The organism is Actinokineospora lacus (genome assembly GCF_053813445.1).
Genome location: NZ_JBQERA010000005.1, coordinates 353366 through 374206, shown reverse-complemented (window position 1 = coordinate 374206; position 20841 = coordinate 353366). Strand labels below are relative to the sequence as shown.

General features: G+C 72.9%; 16 protein-coding genes. 5 read left to right on the top strand and 11 right to left on the bottom strand.

Going from position 1 to position 20841, the window contains the following annotated elements:
- Positions 1-495: 495 nt before the first annotated feature.
- Both ACTG9Q_RS14970 and ACTG9Q_RS14965 read left to right on the top strand, forming a co-directional pair.
- A complete protein-coding gene (locus ACTG9Q_RS14970; protein WP_455573367.1) occupies positions 496-705 on the top strand; it encodes a hypothetical protein in 210 nt (69 codons plus the stop codon).
- Between the two features lie 20 nt (positions 706-725).
- The gene (locus ACTG9Q_RS14965; protein ID WP_455573366.1) at positions 726-1367 is read left to right on the top strand and encodes a hypothetical protein; all 642 of its coding nucleotides are present in this window, start codon (positions 726-728) and stop codon (positions 1365-1367) included.
- 182 nt (positions 1368-1549) lie between these two features.
- On the opposite strand, the gene ACTG9Q_RS14960 is transcribed toward ACTG9Q_RS14965, so the two are convergent.
- Positions 1550-2176, bottom strand: coding sequence for a response regulator transcription factor (locus tag ACTG9Q_RS14960; RefSeq protein WP_455573365.1), 627 nt, complete (start codon positions 2174-2176; stop codon positions 1550-1552).
- 409 nt (positions 2177-2585) lie between these two features.
- On the opposite strand from ACTG9Q_RS14960, the gene ACTG9Q_RS14955 reads away from it, so the two are divergent.
- Complete coding sequence (locus tag ACTG9Q_RS14955; RefSeq protein WP_455573364.1) at positions 2586-5867, top strand: DUF7507 domain-containing protein; 3282 nt, start codon at positions 2586-2588, stop codon at positions 5865-5867.
- 89 nt (positions 5868-5956) lie between these two features.
- On the opposite strand, the gene ACTG9Q_RS14950 is transcribed toward ACTG9Q_RS14955, so the two are convergent.
- Positions 5957-6421, bottom strand: coding sequence for a hypothetical protein (locus ACTG9Q_RS14950; protein WP_455573363.1), 465 nt, complete (start codon positions 6419-6421; stop codon positions 5957-5959).
- A 229-nt stretch (positions 6422-6650) separates the two neighbouring features.
- Here ACTG9Q_RS14950 and ACTG9Q_RS14945 point away from each other — a divergent pair, with 229 nt between their 5' ends.
- Positions 6651-7862, top strand: coding sequence for a lytic transglycosylase domain-containing protein (locus ACTG9Q_RS14945; protein ID WP_455573362.1), 1212 nt, complete (start codon positions 6651-6653; stop codon positions 7860-7862).
- A gap of 126 nt (positions 7863-7988) precedes the next feature.
- On the opposite strand, the gene ACTG9Q_RS14940 is transcribed toward ACTG9Q_RS14945, so the two are convergent.
- Positions 7989-9293 carry a COG1470 family protein gene (locus tag ACTG9Q_RS14940; protein ID WP_455573361.1) on the bottom strand — a complete coding sequence of 435 codons (1305 nt, stop codon included), beginning with the start codon at positions 9291-9293 and terminating at the stop codon, positions 7989-7991.
- A 141-nt stretch (positions 9294-9434) separates the two neighbouring features.
- Between ACTG9Q_RS14940 and ACTG9Q_RS14935 the strand changes: the two genes are divergently transcribed.
- A complete protein-coding gene (locus tag ACTG9Q_RS14935; protein ID WP_455573360.1) occupies positions 9435-10052 on the top strand; it encodes a DUF4255 domain-containing protein in 618 nt (205 codons plus the stop codon).
- 101 nt (positions 10053-10153) lie between these two features.
- On the opposite strand, the gene ACTG9Q_RS14930 is transcribed toward ACTG9Q_RS14935, so the two are convergent.
- Genes ACTG9Q_RS14930 through ACTG9Q_RS14895 form a run of 8 tightly spaced genes read right to left on the bottom strand, consistent with a single transcriptional unit; the run spans position 10154 to position 20837 of the window.
- The gene (locus tag ACTG9Q_RS14930; RefSeq protein ID WP_455573359.1) at positions 10154-10693 is read right to left on the bottom strand and encodes a phage tail protein; all 540 of its coding nucleotides are present in this window, start codon (positions 10691-10693) and stop codon (positions 10154-10156) included.
- 1 nt (position 10694) lies between these two features.
- The gene (locus ACTG9Q_RS14925) at positions 10695-12065 is read right to left on the bottom strand and encodes an NADase-type glycan-binding domain-containing protein (protein ID WP_455573358.1); all 1371 of its coding nucleotides are present in this window, start codon (positions 12063-12065) and stop codon (positions 10695-10697) included.
- Positions 12066-12087: 22 nt separating this feature from the next.
- On the bottom strand, positions 12088-14043 hold the full coding sequence (locus ACTG9Q_RS14920; protein ID WP_455573357.1) for a putative baseplate assembly protein: 1956 nt from the start codon (positions 14041-14043) through the stop codon (positions 12088-12090).
- 1 nt (position 14044) lies between these two features.
- Positions 14045-14449: a GPW/gp25 family protein gene (locus ACTG9Q_RS14915; protein WP_455573356.1), complete on the bottom strand. Its 405-nt coding sequence runs from the start codon at positions 14447-14449 to the stop codon at positions 14045-14047.
- 26 nt (positions 14450-14475) lie between these two features.
- Entirely contained in the window at positions 14476-16371 is a 1896-nt protein-coding gene (locus tag ACTG9Q_RS14910) for a phage baseplate assembly protein V (protein ID WP_455573355.1), read from the bottom strand.
- Entirely contained in the window at positions 16371-17741 is a 1371-nt protein-coding gene (locus ACTG9Q_RS14905; protein ID WP_455573354.1) for a phage tail protein, read from the bottom strand. The genes ACTG9Q_RS14910 and ACTG9Q_RS14905 overlap by 1 nt, the downstream gene beginning before the upstream one ends.
- Positions 17738-18238 (bottom strand): phage tail protein, encoded by a 501-nt coding sequence (locus ACTG9Q_RS14900; RefSeq protein ID WP_455573353.1) that lies wholly within the window; start codon positions 18236-18238, stop codon positions 17738-17740. Before ACTG9Q_RS14900 ends, ACTG9Q_RS14905 begins: the two co-directional genes overlap by 4 nt.
- Positions 18239-18248: 10 nt before the next feature.
- Complete coding sequence (locus tag ACTG9Q_RS14895) at positions 18249-20837, bottom strand: eCIS core domain-containing protein (RefSeq protein ID WP_455573352.1); 2589 nt, start codon at positions 20835-20837, stop codon at positions 18249-18251.
- Between the last annotated feature and the right edge of the window lie 4 nt (positions 20838-20841).

Sequence of the window (20841 nt, the reverse complement as noted above, 5' to 3'; positions counted from 1 at the left end):
TCACATTGGACCGCGCTGCGGCTTCACGTCGAAGACCGGTGGCCTTGATCGCGCTCATCGCTTGTCTCATCCGAAGAATTTCGGCACCCCGCGTCGGGCCTGCCGGTCACGGCACCCCAGCACGGTCTGAGCGGATCAGCGGGCTCGGGTGATCTGACGGATTGTCTTCGGATCGACGATCTGCTCCAGAAGGCGCGCCTGGCCCCGGGGATCGCCCTTCCCACTCATCGAATTGACGGCAAGAAGCAGCCCCGCCCCCGATCACCTTCAACCCGAACCGGCCCCGCGCAGAGCCCGCGCCCCAGAAATTCATCCTCAAGTTCACCCGAACAGACGAACACGCTAGCTCACCCTCACGCGTTACCCGGACGGGCTCGTCGGCGGGACGAAGTAGCTGCGGCCCAGTATCCCGTTGGCTTGCCCCATCGGCACTGGCCCACGTCGAAAGCTCCGCCATACGCTCGCCAGCGCAGGGCGATCGACCGAGGAGCGAGCATGGACGACCTGAACAAGCTGAGCGACGAAGAACGCAAGTGGGTCCAGGAATCACTCATCTGGCACAACGAGCGGGCGATCGACGACGCCCTCTCGGAGGACCTGCTGAAAGAGCTCAACGCGTTGGACCCGAGCATCATCGAGACGCTCCGGGAGGCCGTGCGCGCGGAGACGAAGGCCTTCATCGAGCAGTCCGGCAGCGGGGGCTGACGATGAACGGTTTCGGCGAAATGCCCGAAGGCGAGATCGATCCGCGTCTCGCCTCCTACGACATCCACAAGGTCCTCGCGAGCGCGCACGAGGGGCTGGCGCAGAAGTCCCCGCAGTACGCCACGGCGAGCACGCAGGTCCAAGCCGCAGCGAAGAAGGCGACAGCCAGCTACGACCGCCTCTCCGCCCAGGCGAGGACGACGCTGCGGCAGTACCAGGAGGGCGGGGCCACGTCCGGGACGCCTGGGCAGCGCTGTGTCAGCAGCTTCCTGGCCGAGTTCGCCAAGGGCACGCTCAAGCACCTCCCGAGCGAGACGGGCCAGCAGTGGGACAGCCCGGTCCACCACGACCACCGCCCCGATCCGCAGCACGTGCTCAAAGACCTCCAGCGCAAGTTCGTGCGGGAGCACGTGGACCGGCAGCAGCAGTTGCTGAGCTCACGCCTGGGAACCCTCCAGACCCGCCTGGTCGACGCGCTGGTCGAGGCGGACCAGAAGATCCCGGACTCCACCAAGGCTCTCCTGCAGAAGCACCTGGAGAGCCAGGACTGGGACGACTGGGGCAGCTGGGACCACGTCACCGAGATCATCAAGGAAGACCTCCAGGAGAAGATCCAGAAGGTGGTCCAGGAGAAGCTGCGCAAAGCACTGGGCGAGATGTAGGCGCCCAGGCCCGTGCGTCAGCGCCCGCCCGCGAGGGCGCCGTCGGCCAGTCCGCTGTGGACCTTCGTTCCGCCTCCGCCGTCAGGCGAGGACGCGACCGGGTCACCCGGTCGCGTCCTCGCCTGTTGGCGGGCTCGGGATGTCCACCTGGCAGGACCACCCGAGCCGCCCGCGGAAACCGGTCAGATCAGCCCTTCCCGCATCGCGTAGGCGACCGCGTGCGATCGGTTGCGGAGGCAGAAGCGCGTGGTCACCGCGTGGAGGATGTTCTTGACCGTCCGCGAGGAGTAGGACAGGCGCACGGCGATCTCATCGGTGTCCAGGCCGTCCGCGACGAGCTGCAGCACCTGCGTCTCCCGAGCGGTCAGGCCCGCCACCGGCAGCTTCCGCAGGGACATCGTGTTGTGCTCCAGGTCGGACACCTGCCGGAACAGCCGGGACAGCATCTCCGTCGGCAGCGCCGACTCGCCCTGGGTGGCCTTGACGACGAGCTGTTCGAGCCTGGCCGGGGTGGCCTCCCGGCGCTCGACGACGGCGCAGACGCCGATCTCCACGGCGGCCCGGAGCTCGGTGTCGTCCAGCGTGACGGTGACCAGGATGAAGCGCTTGCAGCCCGCGCGGCTCAGCTCCCGCGCGCTCTGCATGATCTCGTCGGCGACCCTGTCCACCGCGAGGATCACGACCGCCTCGGGCGTCACCCGCTCCCGCGGCACGAGCATGAGATCGGGTGACTGGCTCAGCTGGGCGGTGACACCGAACCTGGTCACGGAATCGGTCGCCTCGACGTGGACGGGGATTCGCACATCCATGTTCTGACTCCTCACGTGGTTCCCACTCAACCGCGGACCCCGCCCCAATCTGCGCCTCCGGGGAGCCAAAAGACCTAGGGAACAACCCTAGTCAGGGTCCCGAGTTCGCGTCGGGAGCGACGTGGACGACGCCGAGCCGAGATCAAGGGCATCTTCGGGTCCGCTGTGGATACGGGTTGTCGCTCACCGTCACCGGCGCCATTGCCTGAAAGCGCAACGGAAGTGCCCGATCCGCTGCCTGGCGGTCATGCCGTCGCGGTGATCGCCGCGGGCAGACTGCGACGGCGACCGCATCGCAGGTCGGGATGCGCTGCGGTCGCGCCCCCATCGACCGACGACGGGAACGGCCATGCCAAGCGGAATCTCGAAGGTGTCGCCTATCAGGGGATGGCGGCGGTGGTCCGCGGTCGTGGGGGTGATCGCGCTGGGGACGGTCGGCTTCACCTGGCTGGCCGCCGAGCAGGCCGAGGTCGCCCAGGCCGACACCCAGGTGTTCGAGTGCGACGACGGCAGGCGGCAGGAGTACACGGTCCCCACCGGCGTGACCATCCTCGTGCTCACCGTCAAGGGGGCGACGGGCAACGGCGCGGGTGACGACGCCGGTTCCGGGGGCGCGGGCGCGATCATGAAGGCCACCGTGCCGGTCACCACGGGCGACCGGTTCGTCGTCGACGTGGGGTGCGCCAACGGCGCCGGGTACCACCACGGTGGGGGCGGCGGGGGCCGGGGCAGCGGCACCTCGCTGTGCGCTCGCACCGCCTCCGACGGTGGTGGCGGCGGCGGTAGCAGCGCGGTGCTGGTGAGGTCCACCGACGCCGTCCTCGTCGAGGCGGGCGGCGGCGGCGGGGCGGGCGGCCGGGGGGCGAACTGCGGCAGCTCGGGCGGTGGCGGCGGCTCGGGGGGCGTGCTGGAGGGGAGCAACGGAAGCGACGGCGGGGGAACCGACTCGGGCGGGGCGGGCGCGGGGGGCGTCCGCCAGGAGGGCAGCGGCAGCAGCGGTGGCGGCGGGAACTTCGCCTACGGCGGCGGGGGCGGCGGTGGCGGCGGGGGCTGCCTCGGCGGGAACGGCGGTGGCGGCGGCGGCGCGGGGGGCCGCGGCGGCGGCGGGGGTGGCGGCGGCGGCGGGGACTCCTGCGTCGGCCCCAACGTGGCCCAGGTCCAGACCGAGGAGGTCAGGAACACCGGGAGCGGGCAGGTGACGATCGAGGGGGTCGGGCTCTCGATGACCGTCGACGTCGCCTACACCGACAGCGGCAGCCCCCCGAGGCACAGCGAGGGCGACACCATCGTGTTCTCCATCTTCGTGGCCAACTACGGGAGCACCACGCTCGCCGGCTTCGAGGTCACGGCGGCCGTCCTCGTGGGGGACTCGGGGACCGAGAACCTGCCGCTCAACCTCGAGTGCAGGCAGGTCGGGGAGTTCGAGCCGGACGAGACGATGCAGTGCGACGGGACCTACACCGTCCAGGTCCGGGACATCGACGCGGGATCGGTCAGGTTCTCCGCCACCGCCGGGGGCTCGTTCGGGGACGGGGACGTCGCGATCACGCAGACAGCGCGGTTCGCCCTCAACGACCTGCCCGCCTTGGAAGTGGGTGTCGAGGTCGCGGACACCGGCGACGCCGACGGCGACGGCCTGACCGAGGGGGACACGGTCACCTACGAGGTCGTCGCGCGCAACACCGGCAACGGGACGGTGGAGATCAGCGCCCTGACGCTTCTGGTCGACGGCGGCGCCGACGAGGCGGCAGAGCTCCTGTGCCCGCCGTCGGCGTCGAACCCGAGCGCTGTCGCGCCAGGGGCCGAACTGAGCTGCGAGAAGGTGTACACGATCACCGCGGCCGACATGGACAGCCCCTCCGGGGTGCTGTCCGCGAAGGCGAGCGTGAGCGGGAGCAGCAGCAGGGGGGCGCCGGTCTCGGCGAGCGTGGACCCGGACGACGCGGTGGTCACCGAACTCTCCCCGGTCGGGGAGTTCACGGTGGAAGCCGAGGAGAGCGTCAGCGACTCCAACGGCAACCAGCGGGTCGGGGACACCGGCGACACGATCACCTACGACGTCGTGGTCACCAACTCCGGTGGGGTTTCCCTCACCGACGTCGAGATCTCCAACGAGATGGGCGAGGCGGGCGGGTCCGCGACCGACTACGAGTGCGCCGGGGGCGTTCCCGCGAGCCTCGCGCCCGGGGCCACCCTCGACTGCGAGAGCACCTACGAGATCACGCAGGCCGACGTCAACCGCGCCGAGGTCGTCACCGTCGTGACAGTGACCGGGACGCAGCCGGACGGGGACACCGCCGAGGCGGGCTCGGGCCCGTTGACCACCGAGCTGTCGACGACGAGCGCGCTGACGGTGGTCAAGGAGGCCGAGGGCTTCGAGGGCATCCAGGACGGCACCGTCGACGTGGGCGACACGATCGAGTACCGGATCACCGCCACCAACGCGGGCACGGTGACCTTGACCAACGTCGAGGTGGTGGACGAGTACGAGCCCCCGGCGACCGAGCCCGGCGACCCGCCGCGCTGCGAGCCCACGGCGCCGAGCACGCTCCCCGCCGGGCAGACCATGTCCTGCGCCGTCGCCTACGAGGTCACCCAGGCCGACGTCGACCAGGGATCGGTGACCAGCCGGGCGTCCGGGCGGGGCACCACGCCGGGCGGGCAGGTGATCACCTCGGGGGAACCGGACGAGGTCACCACCGAGCTGGACCAGGCGGCGGCCGTGTCCATCACCAAGCGGGTGGCGCGGATCGACGACAGCAACGTCAACAAGGTCAACGACGCCGACGACGTGATCCACTACGAGGTCACCGTGCGCAACACGGGCACGGTGACGGTGACCGGGGTGGAGGTGACCGACACCATCGCCGCACCCGCGTCGCCGACGCCGACGCTCGACTGCAGGCCCGAGACCGGGGCGGCGCTGGGGCCGGGCGAGGACATGGCCTGCACCGGCACCTACACGATCACCCAGGCGGACATCGACGCGGGCAGGGTGGTCAACACCGCGTCGGTGACCGGGGAGCTGCCGGACGGGGAAGCGCGGACCTGGGGACCCGCGAGCGTCACCACGGTGCTGGCCGCCAAGGCCGTGCTGGTGGTGAAGAACGAGGTCACCTCGACCGAGGACCGCAACGGCAACTCCCGGACCGACGCGGGCGACGTGCTCGTCTACATGGTGTCCGCGTCGAACAACGGCACGGTCTCCCTCGCCCGGGTGTCGGTGACCCAGCGGCTGGACGCCCCCGCCGGGGTCACCCTGCGGATGCGCTGCGACCCCGTCCAGCCCGCCGCCGTGGCCCCCGCCGCGACCATGACCTGCATGGGGACCCACACCGTCACCGCGGCCGACGCGGCGGCCGGTGTCGTCCAGGCCACCGCGACGGCCACGGGAACGGCCTCGGGGAACACCGAGGTGACCTCCAACGCGGGCCTCGTGCGGACCGTGCTCACCAGCGGGTCAGGGGCGGGCGGCGGATCGGACGCCGGTGGTGGCGGTTCCGCGGGCGGGGCCGGGTCGGGCGGCGGCGGGACCGGCGGCGACGGTGGGGGCGGCGGTGGCGGCGGCGACCTGGCCTCCACCGGCTCGTCGGTGGCGCTCCCGGTGGCGCTCGGCGGCGGGCTGCTGCTGGTCGGCGCGGCCCTCGTCGGGATGACCAGGCGCGGGAAGCGGGTCCGGCGGGTTCGCTGAGGCGCTGAACCCGCGAGTGGCGCCCCTCTTGACCGACAGGGGGGCGCCACTCGCGACTTTCGCCCAACCACAGCGTTCCGCTCAGGACTTCACCAGGTCGGCGCCTTCCGGCACGTCTCGACGGCGCCCAGGATCTCCTGCTCCACCCGGTACCAGTTCGACGTGAGCTGCTCGCCGGTGGACCGCCTGCCCTCCCGGGCGATGCGCGCCGCGCAGATCGACACCCACGACGACACCGTGTCCGCGAAGCGCTCGGCCACCAGGCACAGCCTGGTGCGAGCGGGCAGGTCGGCGCGCAGCTCGACGAACCCGTCCAGCACGTCGACCAGGATCGCCGACAGCGCCGAGATCTCCGCGGACACCGCCAGCACGGCGGGCACGTCCGGTCGCGCGTCGCGCAAGTGCGCGCACAGCACGTCGGTCCGCCCGCCCAGGGCCAGCACCGCGTGGTCGAGCAGCCCGACGCGCCGGTGACCCGCGAGGGCCGCCTCGCGGACCAGGATGGTGAGAGGGCTGGGCGCGGGCTGCCCCACCGCGCGGTCGTCAATGGACACTGCGGCGGCTCCGGCGAGCGGTGGCCAGGGAAATCACCGGCATCATCCACTGACGATGGCAGTGGGGAGCGCTTTCGGGGGTACCTGCCGGGGGCGCATCCGAGGCAGCCCTGTTGCCCGATGGGTTGTCCCCGACGCGTCCCCGACGCCGCTGTCCCGCGTCGGCGCGCGGGGCGAGGCTGTCCGTGCGGGCGACAGCCGAGGCCGCCACGATCCGAGGAGCTCCCCCATGGGCCGCATCGAACGCCTGCGCGCCGAGCAGGAAGCCAGGTCCGAGACGCTCGCGGCCAGGCGGGAAGTGGGCTTCGCCGCCCTGCTGGTCGCGGTCTGCGTCGGGGCCGCGCTGCTCGTCGGGCACCAGCCCGCCATCGTCGAGCAGGCGGCGAACAGGCAGGCGGCGAACAGGTCCGCCCCGGTGGCAGGCGCCCAGCGGACACCGCCCTCGATCCCGGCGGTCGCGGTCGAGCAGCCCGCGGGCGTCGCTCCCCTGGCGGTGCCGCAGGTGCTGCGCGAGGGCCCGGCGCCTGCCGTGCCCGGCGAACTCGTGGTCTCCGGCGTGCCGAGCACCGCCCTGGCGGCCTACCGCGACGCGGAGGCGGTCCTGCGCGCCCAGAAGCCGGGATGCGGGCTGGACTGGCCGCTCACCGCCGCCATCGGCCGCGTCGAGACCAACCACGGCCGCTTCGGCGGGGCCGAGCTGACCCCCGAGGGGACCAGCGTGCCGCCGATCCGCGGTCCGCGCCTGGACGGCGTCGTCTTCGCCCACATCGCCGACACCGACGGCGGGCGGCTCGACGGCGACACCGAGTACGACCGCGCCGTCGGCCCCATGCAGTTCCTGCCGTCCACGTGGGAGATCGTGCGGGCCGACGGCAACGGCGACGGGGTCGGCGACCCCCACAACATCTTCGACGCCGCCCTGGGCGCGGGCGTGTACCTCTGCAGCGGTTCGACCGACCTGACCGACGACACGTCCCGCCGGGCGGCGGTGTTCCGCTACAACCGCTCCGACGCCTACGTCGCCCTGGTGCTGTCGCTGGCCGACGAGTACCGGCTCTCCGGGTTCACCGTCGTGGAGCCACCCCTGCCCGGCGCGCGGGAAATCCCCGGCGACCCCAGGACCGTGGCCCGGGCCCGCACGGCCGCCGCCGCACCGGCACAGGCGGGGCAGGCAGGGCGAACAGGACAGTCGGGGCAAGCAGGACAGGCACCAGCGAGGCCGGGTGCTCCCACGACCACGGCACCGAGGACGATTCCCCCCTCCACCACCGCCGCGGGCCCTCCGGCACCGTCCACCACGCGCACCACCACCACGCACCCCCCGGTGCCCAGCACCCCGACCACCACACCACCCGGCACGACCACCGAACCAGCGACGACCTCGCCCCCCGCCGTCTCGATCGGCTTGGGACCGCTCAGAATCGTGCTGCCGCTGGGGTGATCCACGTCCTGGCCGCCCTCGCACGACCCGCGAGCCGCCCCGATCAGGACCCGCTCCCCGGTTCCACGCCCTTCGCGCGCCGCGTGTCGCCAGGGACCTGAACCGCGAGGCTGCGTGGCGGACCGCCTACCGGCCTTGCGCGGACGCGCTCGGCGGCGCGGGGCGCGTGCTGGAGGGCGGGGCGACGGTCGTGCCGGAGAAGGTCACCGAGGGGGTGCAGCGGGCCGAGCCCGCACCGGGTGTGACGCAGTTGACCGAGATCACGACCGGCCTGCCGGGCTCCACCCGCAGGGGGTTGCTGTAGGTGATGGACTTGTCGGTGAAGTTGGCCAGCCCGAACTCCGAGAGCACCTTGTCGCCGACTCCGATGCGCAGGTAGCCGACGTCGCTGCGCGGGTTCTGCAGCAGCACGTCGACGATCTGCATCACCCGGCCCTGCGGGGCGGTGAAGGTGAACCGCTGGAACGACCCGTCGGTGACCGGGTCGGCGAAGGTCGCCACCCGGAAGTCGAGCGGCTGCGGCGCGGGCGGGGTCGGGGCGGCGCTGAGGCTCGCCTGGATCTCCTGCGCGTGGCCGTCCGCCCGCTGGGCCGCGGCGTCCGCGGCGTCCGCGGCGCTGTTGGCGGCGCTCACCCCGCTCTGGACCTGCTCGTTGGCGATGCTCTTCACCCCCGGCGCCACGACGGCGAACCACAGCGTGGTCAGCGCGACCGCGAGCAGGGCCAGGACGGCCAGGATCGGCAGCACCCAGGTGGGCAGCATCCGCTCCTGGACCATGAGGCCCTTGGCCACCATCGGCTCGGCGGCCACCGCCGCGTCATTGTCGCTCTCGCGCAGGACCCGCAGCTCGAACGGGTGGTTGCGCGGTTCTCCCCTGAGGAACCTGTCGTAGGGCTTCACCCGGACCTTCAGCAGCGCGACCGTGCCCGGCTGCACCGTGAAGAAGGTGCGGTTCAGCCGGATGTCGAGCTGGTCGTCCTCCGGGTCGAAGGGCTCGACCTCGGTCCGCACCGGGGTGTTCCCGGCGTTCTCCACCGCGAGCTGGTAGCGGGCGCGCGTGCGGCCCCGCCGCCGGGTCGGCAGCAACTCGGTGTCGAGCTCGGTGAACGGCTCGACATCGATGCGGCCTTCCTCCACCACCGCGCTGTCCGGGTCTTCCCTGGACCGCACGCGGACGGCGAACGCGTAGGTCCCGGCGAGCACTTCCGAGGACTTCGGCGGGGCGAACACCAGCGCAACCGTGACCTCGCCGCCCGGCATGAGGTTGACCGTGGCGGGCTCGGCCCGCGTCCAGGGCACCGTCTCGCCGATGAGGTCCACGCTGAACTGGTCGACGACCTGGCCGCCGTTGCGCACCCTGATCTCGCAGGTCGCCTCGTCGCCTGCCGCGACGGACAGCGAAGCGCTGCCGAGGATGATAGCCGTCTTCATGGCACAACTCTGCGGTGCCGCGCGCCCGCGCATAACCCGTCCGCGGATAGCCCTTCGCGCAGTATCCGCGAGGGCGTCTGTGCCCGCACGCTTACCCGTTGGTACTGCGGTGGTCCCGCCGCGGGCGACCACACTGGCTGGGTGCTCCACCACATCGACGCGGCATTGGTCTCACTGGTGCGATCGGCGCTCCCCGAGGAGGTCGACGTGCGGGTCGAACCGCCCACCCGCAAGTGGGCGCTCACGGTCTCCGACACGGTGGTCAGCCTGTTCCCCCACCGGATCGAGGAGGACGTCGAGGCACGCGCGTCGACGTGGACCAACCACGTCGACGCGCGCGGCCGGGTCCTCGCCCGGGTGCTCCCGCCCCGCCGGTACCGGTTCTGCTACCTCCTCACCGCGTGGTCGGACAGCAGGCGGGCCGAGCACGAGGTGCTGGGCACGGTCCTGTCCGCTCTGGCCGGGCACGTGTGGCTGCCCCCGGCGGACCTCGCGCCCGACATGCCGGTGACCGGGCAGGTCGGGATCGACGTCGCCCACCCGAACCTGCCCGCGGCGGGCGAGGACCTGTGGAGCGCCCTCGGCATCCCCCCGCGCGGCCACCTCGACGTGGTGGTCACCGCCACGATGGCGCCCGCCACGGTCACCGCGCTCACGCCCCCGCCCGAGGAGGTCGTCCTGGGGGTCGGCCAGACAGTGCCCGGCGGGTCGGCGGAGTCCACCCCGGGCGGGCGGCCCACCCGCCGAATCCAGGAGTAGCCCGCCAGGGCGGCCACCACGAGGGCCACCGGAACAGTCCCGGCGGCCCTCGTCATCGGTGTCGCGCACCGGCGCGGGTCACCACCGAGCCTCGCGGCGGGTCAGAGCTCGTCGACCACATCGACCCGATGGGGCAGGTGCGCGGGTTTGGCCCAGCCCACCAGGTCGCGCACCGCCGTCACCTCCGCGTCGGACAGCTCCCGCGACACCCGCACGACCAGCACGGCGGGCGGCGGGGACATGTCGTCGTCGTGCGGGCTGCTCGACCACCGCACGCCGCCGTCGTCGACGACCCGCGCCCGACCGTCGGTCACCAGGTCCAGGTGCCACTGCAGCCCGTGCGCGGTGCCGCGGCCGCGGTGCAGCTCGACGGCGTTGACCACCGCCTCCCGCCGCCTGCTCTCGGGCCAGGTGTCGTCCACCACCACCCCCAGCCATTCGGCGAGGAGGTCGAGGAAGTCCGCGGGCGCCAGCCGGGGGTCCACATAGGCGCCCAGGCAGTCCAGGGAGGCCAGGCTCGCGCTGAGGACGTCGTCGAAGGCGGCGGTGAGCCGGACCATCAGGTCGTCCTCGGCGTAGACCGACGGGAGGAACTCGATCAGCGGGTGCGGGCTGGGCAGCTCGGGGACGATTCCGCGCATCTCAGCCCGCCCCGAAGAACTCGATCTCGGTGACGGCCACCTCTTTGGCGCCGTCGGTGAGGAAGACCCGCAGCACCTGGACGCCCACGACCTGCGCGCCGACGCCGTTGCGCAGGGTGAACTCCTGCGGCTCCGGGGTGTCCTGCAGCGTCACGGTGTCGGATTTCTGGTTGGAGTAGGAGAAGATCAGCAGCGATGGCCGGTGCCGGGCGGCGAAGTCGTCGGCCGCCCCGCTGATCACGATCACCTTCGCGAGCGCGGCCGGGTTGCCGAGGTCGAGGGTCACGACGGGCTGCTTGCCGTCCGGCTGCCAGGGCGCGGCCCAGTAGGTGTTCTTGAACTGGTCGAAGGCCGCCTTGGCCGGGCGGTCGGGCAGCTCGGTGTCGGTCTGCCCGATGGACACCGGGCGCACGGGGCCCAGCGCGTTCGTGAAGGTGCGGCCGACTCCCGCCTTCACCTCTCCCACCTTCGTCATCACGTAGGTGCGCAGCGGCGGGTAGATCCCGGCCACGAGCGTGAAGGCGAGGACGACGACGAAGAAGTAGCGGCGGATCGCGCTGCCGATCTTGCGGGTCCGCCGCCGCCCGCCGCCCGCCTGGACCGCGTTGGGGCGCTGTGCCGCCTTGACGACCTTCGGGCCCCGCCGCGGGCCCGCCGTGCTCCACCATGGGGCCTTGATCGGGACTGCGGCCTCCAGCGAGTCGCCGCAGCGGCTGCAGAACTTCCGCGAGGGCGGGTTCCCCTCACCGCACTCGCCGCAGATCCGGTCGCCCGGCCGGATCTTGCGGGTCGGCGGCGCCCGGCGCACCGCGGCCTTCTTGGGCCGGACCTCCTGTGGCAGCACGGCTTCCTGGTCCGGCTCCCGCGGGGCGACCACGGGCATGACCAGGTCGCTGCCCGCGGCGGCGGGTGGCGGAGGCGGCGGCGCCGCGCTGGGTGGCGGCGGGGGTGGAGGCGGCGCGGTCCCTCCCGGTGGAGGGGGCGGAGGTGGTGGCGGAGGCGGCGCGGCCCCGCCAGGCGGCGGAGGCGGGGGTGGTGGGGGTGGCGGCGGAGGAGGTGGGGCGGCACGAGGTGGTGGTGGCGGGGCTCCGGGAGGTGGCGGCGGACCGCCCGGTTTCGGCGGGGCGGTGGCCACCGCCGCGCCCGCGCCCAGTGGCTTGCCCTGCCAGTCCCGGTGCGACCCGGCGACGGCCTTGGTCAGCCGCTGCAGCAGGGATGCCTTGGACGACGGGCCCGGGTCCGGGTCGGGTTCCGGGTCCGCCTTCGCGGCGGGCGCCACCTTCTCCCCGGACCACTCCAGGAACTGGCCGCACGACCCGCAGAAGGTGTCCTTCTCCCGGTTGGCCTGGCCGCACTCTCGGCAGACGATCATCGCGGTTCCTCCCGTCGGCGGGTCAGTTGGTCTCGACGCGGACTTGGTGGTCGAAGGAGAAGACGAGGCTGTTCGCCTCCAGGGCGATGCGGGCGGTCTCCACACCGCGCTCCCCGGTGACCGGGTTCGCGCTGAACAGCCGCACGTCCTCGACCACGTCCACACCGCGCACCTGCTGCAGCACGGCGTGCACGTCACCGACGCGGACCGCGCGGCCGAACGGCCAGCCCTGCCCGTCGGGGCCGCCGCCCGGCAGCGGGTTCAGGAAGCGGGCCAGCGCCCGCAACGCGTCCTCGCGGACCTGCGCGGGCCGCACCCGGGGGCGGGCGACCAGCCGCGCCACGACCGTCACACCCCGGTAGCGGGGCGGCTCCACGATGACCTGGGCGCCCACCAGCCGGACGCGGTCCAGCGCCTGGGCGAGCTTGCGCAGCAGGTCCTCCGGCGGCGCGAGGTCGGCCAGCCGTACCTGCCCGTCCTCGGCGGACGCCGCGGGGACGACGAGGACCTTCACCGTCCCCGCGGGCACGCCCGTCTCCCCCGCGGTGAGGCAGCGCACCCGCGCCACCTCGGGAACGGCCTGCCGGGACAGGACCTCGTAGTCCTCGGCGGTCACCGCGCGGCTGCGGGTCCGCAGCGTCAGCGCGCCCCGGTCGCGGGCCTGGTCCAAGGTCTCGGCGTCGACCCCGCCGCCCGCGGAACGGATGTTCTCGACCGCGGAGACGAACGGGATGGACGACTTGAGCGTGCTGATCGTCCCGGCGGCCACGTTCCCGCTCTCGCCGCCGCCGACGGCGTACTCGCGCACGCGCACCACGGCTCCGCGCGGGGGCACCGCGCCGTGGTGGCGCACGCCGCCCCCGGGCAGCCGCACCACCGGGCCGAGGATGACCTCGGCCGTGCAGCCGTCCAGCACGAAGTGCCGGTCGTCGGGGCCGCTGGCGGCGAAGTTCTCGACCCGGGTCCACTCCTGCCACCCGGCGTCGGAGCTGACCTCCACCACCGGATCGCCGACCCCGGCGAGGACCGGTCCGGAGGACAGCCGGAAGAACTGGCCCGCGACGCCCTCCGCGGTGCCGAGCACCTCGTCGCGGATGACCTCGGCGTTGATCGCCGTGCCGGTCACCCCGACCGTGCACGCGCCGACCCTGGTCACCACCGGCGACGCGCCGTACCCGGGCTGGTCCTCCAGCGGCTCGGTCACCCTGGCGCGCAGCCAGGCGCCGCGCCTGCCGTCCACGATCCCCGCGCGGTGGTCCTCGGGGATGCCCAGGATCACCGCCCCGGAGGTGTTCAGCCCCCCGGTCTCGTCGCGCAGCAGCCCGCACGGCACCCACGCCTCGCCGTTGTACGCCTCCCACACCAGCGGCGGGTCGTCCGGGTTCACCCCGACGCCCTCGATGTGGGCGTCCAGGTCGACGCGCACCGCGCAGTGCGGCACCGCCTGGTCCAGGGCCAGCAGCAGGTGGTCGCCGGGGCGGGGGTGCGCGGAGAACACCGGCACCGACGCGCCGGTCCTGAGCTCCATCGTCCTGTTCACCGCGGAGTCGGCCTCGGCGGCCCGGGTGCTCACCGCCTCCAGCGCGCAGGGCAGCGCCGCGCTGTCGGCGACGGTCGTGAAGAGGATCGACTCGACCGTCTCGGTCCGCAGCGTCCCGACCAGGGTGCCCGCCGGGATCGTCATGGTCGACAGCGCCGGGGTCGACAGCCAGAACGTGGTCTCCACCCGGGCCGGGGTGGGCGGGAACATCCGCACGCCGATGAGGTCGAGGAACTTGACGTGCAGCCGCTCCGGAACCCGGTTGAGCCGGTACAGCAACTGGTCCACGACGAAGGCGAAGGTCTCGATCAGCGTGACGCCCGGGTCGGAGAGGTTGTGGTCCGTCCACTCGGGACAGCGCTGGCGCACCATCCTGGTGGCGTCGTCGACCAGGTCCTGGAATCGCCGGTCGTCCAGGTTGGGGGCGGGCAGGGCCATCTCAGTCCTCCTCGCCGTCGGGGACGCTGTAGAAGGGGAACACGAGGTTGTGCTCGTCGTTGGTGGCGCGGACCACGTAGGAGATGTCTATGTAGAGCAGGCTGGGCTCGCCGCGGTCGGGTTCGACGGCCACGTCGACGATCTTGACCCGCGGCTCCCACCGGGTCAGCGCCCCGCGCACCTCCTCGGCCAGGCCGTTGGTGGTGTCCAGGGATATCGGCTCGAAGACGAAGTCGCGCAGGCGCGAGCCGAACTCCGGGCGCATCGGCCGCTCACCCGGGTAGGTCGTCAGGATCAGCCGCATGGCCTGCTCCAGCTTGCGCCTGCCGACGGCGAGCGCGAACGACCCGTTGGGGGCGAACCCCAAGGGGTACTGCCACCCGGTCCCGATGAAATCGGTCGACATCGCGCCTCCTCCTGGCAACACCGCGGCTAGTTGAGCTTGATCGGGTTTCCCTTGATCTCCACCGGGCCGCGGCTCTCGATCTTGATGGCGGCCTCGCCGGTCAGGTTGACCTGCGCGCCGCCGCCGACGTTCACCACGCCGCCCTTGCCCGCCTGGATGTCGATGGTGCCGCCGTCGTTGCACTCGATGGTCAGGCGCCCCGGCGCCGCCGGCCCGCCGTCGGCGGGTTCCGGCGAGCAGCGCAGCGTCAGCGTCCCCGCCACCTTGTCCACGACCAGCGCCACGTCCGCGCCCTTGGTCCCCAGCACGAACTCCGAGGCGATGGTGCTCGGCCGCTTGCCGGGGGTGAGCTCGTCGTGGAAGGCGAGCCGGTTGCCGGTCGGCGAGGTGATCCCCCGCCACACCACCGACGCCGCGGCCCCGCTGCGCTTGACCGGCTCGCCGCCGAGGTGGTTCTCGTCCCGCTTGTCGACGAGGCCGCCGAGCACGTACGCCCTGCGGACGTCGCCGAACTCGAAGGCCACCAGCACCTCGTCGCCCACGATGGGCTGGAACCGGGCGCCCCCGCCTGCCCCCGCGCCGGGGTGGGCGACGATCGCCCAGTCGCTCTCGAACTCCGGCGACAGCCACGGCAGCACGACGCGCACCCGCCCGAGGCCCTGGGGATCACCGATGTTGCTGACCACCCCGCACACCACGCCCGGGATGTTCGGCACCGCGCCCGCCCCACCCCGCCCGCCGAGACCGAGCAGGGACCTCTCCTGCCGACCGCTGATCTCGAAGCGCGTGATGTAGCCCGCCCCGTCGTGGACGTGCACCGCGCGCGTCACCGCCCAGCGCCCGCAGAACTCCCCGGAGACCCCGCCGACCTCGATGACGCTGCCCGGCCGCACCGCGGGCTCGCCCTCGGCCTCGCCCTCGGCCTCGGCCACCGTGCTGCCCAGCCGCTCGGCCGCGCCCGAGGCCAGCTCCGCGGCGACCGAGCCGATGCCCGCGCCGTGGGCGACGGGCAGGGCGCAGAGCACGAAACCCCGCTCGACGGGGCCGGGGCCGAGGTTGCCCATCGCCGGGTCGCGCGAGGGGGTCGCGGACGTCGGGGCGGAACGGGGCAGGAACGGGCGGGCCAGACCCGCGGGGTCCGCCTCGGCGAGGTCGACCGAGACCGTCGCGGTCGGCACCACCGTCGGCACCACCGTATTCTTGTCGGGGTCCCACACCCGGACCTCGGTCTCCGGGACGAGGTTCCCCGCGCTGATCCGCGGGGCGAACCGGCGCAGCGTCTCCGGGAACCGGAGCGGGACGGTCCGCGTGGCCGTGCGCGCGTTGGCGGCCTTGGTGAAGAAGAACTTCCCGTCGGCCACGCCGAAGTCGTACCCGAGGGCGTCGGCGCGCCAGCGCAGGAACTCCCAGTCGCTCTGGTTGACCTGGCCCACGTGGTCGTGCGCGGTCCGGGTCGGGTCCACGGCGCCGACGGGCAGCCCGTGCTCGCCCGCGATGCGCCGCGCGATGTCGGAGTCCTTGGCGTTGAGGAAGGTGCGGTTGCGCCGTGCCCGCTGCAGCCGGTGGTCCTTGGTGTAGCCGCGGGCGACGACGTAGGACCGGACGTCGAAGGAGCCCTCGATGGCCACGACCTCGCCGGTGATGAGGTCGGTGATCGCGTCGTCCGAGATCGAGCCCGACCCGATCGTCACCACGGTGCCGATGCCCAGGCCCGCGGTCGACAGGGCGTTGCCGTCGTCGGCGAAGGCGATCTCGAACATGCCCGGCCGGTGCGCGTGCAGGTCGACGACCACGCGCCGGAGGAGTTCAGCGGCCGCGTCGGGCAGCGGCCTGCGCTCGGTCCCGAGCGAGATCCGCGGCCGCACGACGGCCAGGTAGTCCGCCGGGCCGGGCCGGGTGTTCGGAGCGTCCACTGTGGCCATTACGGCTTCCCTCCCAGGTTCAGGGACTCGCCGCGGCGCAATCGGAGCGTGTCGTCGATGTTGTTGCTCTCAGCGACGCTCCGGTAGTCAGCGGGCTGCTTTCCCGACCCGGCGGCCACCGACGGCATGGTGTCCCCGCCCTTGACGACGTGCGCGGAACCCCGTGGCGCGTCACCGGAGGGCTGACCCGCCACCGGCTTGTCCTTGGGCACGACGACCAGGGTCAAGGTCACCTTCGCCCGGTTCGGGACACCGGTGTTGGTGAACCTGACGTACTCGCACTTCACCTGTTTGAGGTGCACGTCCTCCTTGAGGGTCAGGCCCTCCCCCGCGCCCATGGTGACCGTGACGATCTTGGGCATCGCCTTGCCCCCGACGTCCTCCGCCTCGATCCAGTCGTAGAGCTTGGCGCACTTCTCCTTCACTTCCTCGGCGCCCTCGATGTGGACCCGGCTGACGCTGATGTTCAGCTTGCCTTCCTCGTGGTAGTTCTCCGGGCTGCGGAGCGTGGCCGCGGCGTCCTTGATGGGGGAAACCCTTTCGAGGGTGATGTCGGTGGGGTTGTACTGGAAGGTCACCTCCTCCTGCTTGTAGCGGAGGGTGAACTTCCCCTGGTCCTGGCTGGCCTGGGGCGTGCGCAGCGGCCCGCTGCGCGTGTCGGGCAGGAATCCCCGGTGGACCAGGGTCAGCGACTCGATCGCGACGTCGCCACCCTTGGTGTTGAGGTCCGGTCCCTTCCAGCTGATGGGAATCGCGTCCCGCAACGTCCAGGAGGCGATCTCGTGCGCCTCGGACCCCGCGCCCTTCACCGCGGGCGCGTTCGCCTTCCCGCCGCGTCCCGCCTTGGGCGGCCCGGAATCGGCAGGCGCCCTCATCGAGCAGAACAGGCGGATGACCACCGTGGACCCGCGGTACCCCCGCGCGCCCGCCGACTGGTTGTTGACCTTGGCGCCCACCAGGCCCGCGCCCGCCTGGTCGCCGCCGATCCAACTGGCCGCCACGGTCTTCAGCCATTCCTGCACGTCCCGCGAGTCGCCGGCCGTCATCGCCCGCTCCAGGGTGATGTTGCCGTAGTTGATCCGCTTCGGCATGTAGTACGGCGACCCGTAGTCACCGCCGGACCACAGCAGTTCCTCGATCTGCAGTTCGACCCCCAGCCCCTTGCAGGCCGACCAGGCCCCCAGGTTGCGGGTCGCGCCCTGCCCGAGTGCGACGTTCTCCACGGCCACCTCGAACCACATGGTCATGCCGTACCGGGGCGTCTCCGCGGGCTGCCTCCCGCCCGGGGACGTCAGGGCGCCGACCGCGGCGAAGGGGTTGGCGGCCAGCTGCGTCGCGTGCAGACCCCTGGGTGGGGTGAATCCGGTCATGACGTCTTCGCCTCGTTGTCCAGGAATCCGGTGTGGGCCAGTTCCAGGGTTTCGATGGCGGGCCGCGCCCCGGTCGAGTTGAACTCCCCGATGGACCACGAGATCGGGAAGAACTGCTTGATCTCCCAGCTGACGACCGGCATGTTGGCGAAGTCGACCATGTCGATGCCGCCGCAGAGCGCGGTGGGCGTGCGCGAGGTCTCCACGAGCCACCGCTGCACGGTCGCGGAGTCCGAGCAGGCGGCGCGTTCGAGCTTGATGGTGTCGTAGCTGATGTTGCCGAGGAGCACCAGCTCGTCGTTGCTGTTGCCGGGCCGGTAGGTGTGCTTGCCCCAGCTGACCCGCAGGCCCGACACCCGGCTCCAGGTGCCCAGGTTGTACTCGTCCTTGTCGATCCGCACGATGAACCGGTGCGCCATCGCCACCTGGTCGAACAGGTACTCCGAGACCTTGGCGGAGACCCTGGGCGCCTTCACCCTGAACTTCTCCAGACTCATCGCCCGCTCCTCATCCCATGTCGGCGAGCAGGCCCGCCCGCTCGCGGTCGACGATCAGCTCCGCCCGAAGGCTCGACCTGATGCGCTGGTACAGCTTGGTGGCCACCCTTTCGAAGACCGCGGGCTCGGTCTCCAGTGTGGACTTTCGCGTGCGCAGTTCCTCGACCGCGGAGCGGAGGTCGGCGATGTGCTGGTACACGCCGGTCAAATCGGTCGCCGGGGACGTCGGCGCGGACGGGGGCGACGGCTCGGGAGACCACAGAGGAGCGCTCGGCTGGGCAGCGGGACTCGGGGTGAAGCCCGAGGCCAGCGTCCAGGACCGGTCGAGCGGCTCCACCTCGGGGGCCTCACCCGACACGGGTGGGGCGTCCTCCCCGGCCGGGGCGCCGGATTGGAACCGTTGCAGGAAGTCCCCCATCATGGCCGCGGGCGCGGCGGCGCCGGGCTCCCCGCGCTGGGAACTGTCCCGGGGGCGTGTCCTGTGCAGCAGGGGCGGTGGGGTCGGTCCGCTGCCGTGGACCCACTGCTCGACCGCGTGCGCCTCGGCTTCCAGCTCCCGGCCCTCGACGGAATCCTCGCCGGGCATGGCCTGCCCGAGGACGCGCTGCTGGACGGCGTGGGTCAGCTCGTGCGCCAGCAGCGCCCGGGTCTCCCGCTCGGCTGGCTCGCCCGCCTCGTCAGGCAGGTACACCAGTCCCGCCTGGGTGAAGGCGCGGGCGCCGATGCTCGCGGCCCGCCGCGACACCGCGCGGCCCCGCAACACCTTGACGTCCCGCACGTCCGCCCCCAGCTGTTCGCGGAACAGCGTGATCAGATCGATGGGCACCGAGGTGTCCTCCCAATCCCGCGCGCTCGCCCGGGATTCGTCCCGCCGCGGTGGGGGCGAAGTCAGGCCGGCGGGCACCGCGCGGTAGACGGGACCGGTGGAGATGCCGGTGGAGATGCCGGTGGAGATCGCCGGAGGACCCGCGTCCCCCGAGGGGGCCGGTCCGCGGTGGACGAGGGAAGTCGGGGACTCCCCCACGGCCGTGGAACGCCCAGCGGGGCCGAAGTCGCCACGTGGGGGCGCGGCGTCGGGTGGAGGCCCGGTGCGCGGCTCCGCGTGGGGCGTGTCCGCCCACGGTTCCCGCTCCTCCTGGGCCGTTGCCAGAGGCGGGCTGGATAGAGGCGGGCTGGTTGGAGGCTGGCCGGTTGAAGGCGGGGCGGGGGGTGGCGCGGGCGGCGGGGGGTCGGAGTCCTGATCACCCGTCCCGGAGACGTCGTCGGCGGACCCGTCAGGGGCGGGCACGGTGTGGGCCGGGCCGGGGCGATCCGGGCCGGGGCGCGGGGTCTTGCCCCGCCGCTCGGGCCGGGGGAACAGCGGGGCCTGGTGGGTCAGCGGGCGTGACTCGCCGTCGACCTGCCCCCGAGCCTCGCTGGACGGGAGCGCGGCCGGGTGCACGGGCGGCCACACGACCTCCACGGCAGGCGGTGGGCCGAGTGGGGGCCGCGAGCGCACCTGCGGGACGGTCGGCGGAACCGGTGCCGGATAGCCGGCCTCCGGAAGGACGGCGCTGTCGTCGCCGGGGTCCGGAATGTCGGCGGGGGCCGCATCGGCCCGCGGCTCCCGCAGGTGTGGCCCGCGGTCCGGCCGCGCGTCGGGCACCGGGTTCTCGGGCTCCAGCTCGTCGCTCGGCATCGGCTCGCCCGGGGTGGGCGGGTTCGGGACGCCGATGCCCAGGCGCCTGCTCTCGCCCAGGGTGAGCCGCTTCCTCGGCGCGGCGGGTCGCGGGACCTCGGCAGGTGGCGGGGCATCCCGCGGTGGTGGCGGTTCCGCCACCGACGAGCCGCCGAGGGCGTTCATCCCCATCATCGCCAAGACGTTCTCGAACCCCATCTGCTCGTACTGCGCCGCCATCCGGTCGAACGCGGTGAGGCTGCGGAACGGCACGGCGGGCTCGACCGGTGGGCCCACGAAGTCCTCGGTCGCCTCCGTCACCGTCGTCCTGGCTGTCGTGGGCACCACGGGCGCGTGCCTGCGCGGCGGCTCGAACACTTCTGGTCGGTGATCCTCGGGGACCGTCGACGCGGGGCGTTCGGTGTCAGCCATCGGCTGGTCAGCGGCGACCGGGACCGGCACGGACTTCCTGCCGCGAAGCGCCGCGAACCGGCGGGTAGCGGCCGACGGCTCGTCGGCGGGAACCCGCGTGCGGCGGTCTTGGTCGGGCAGGCGGTCTTCGCCGAGCAGGTCGGCTTGTCCGAGCAGGCCGTTTTGGCCGGGCAGGCTGATCATCCGCTCCGGCATGGCGGGCGCGGGCCGTTCCCGGTCGAGCACCGCGACCAGCCCGTCGACCCGGCCGAGGGGTGCCTTCACCCCGGGGTCGCGGTGCCTGAGCGGGAGGAGCGCGCCGAGCAGCGGGCGAGTGCCCGCCACCTCGGGCAGCCGCGACACGGGGACGAGGACCGGCGCGCGCCTGCGCACCGACATCCGCAGCGGCGGCACTGAGCGCCAGTGCCCGGCCGGGGTGGACGGCAGCGGACCCGACAGCGGGCCGGGTGGCCGCGGCGGCGCGGCAGCGGGGCTGCTCGCGCCGTGGCGCTTCCGGAACGGCCACCACATTGGT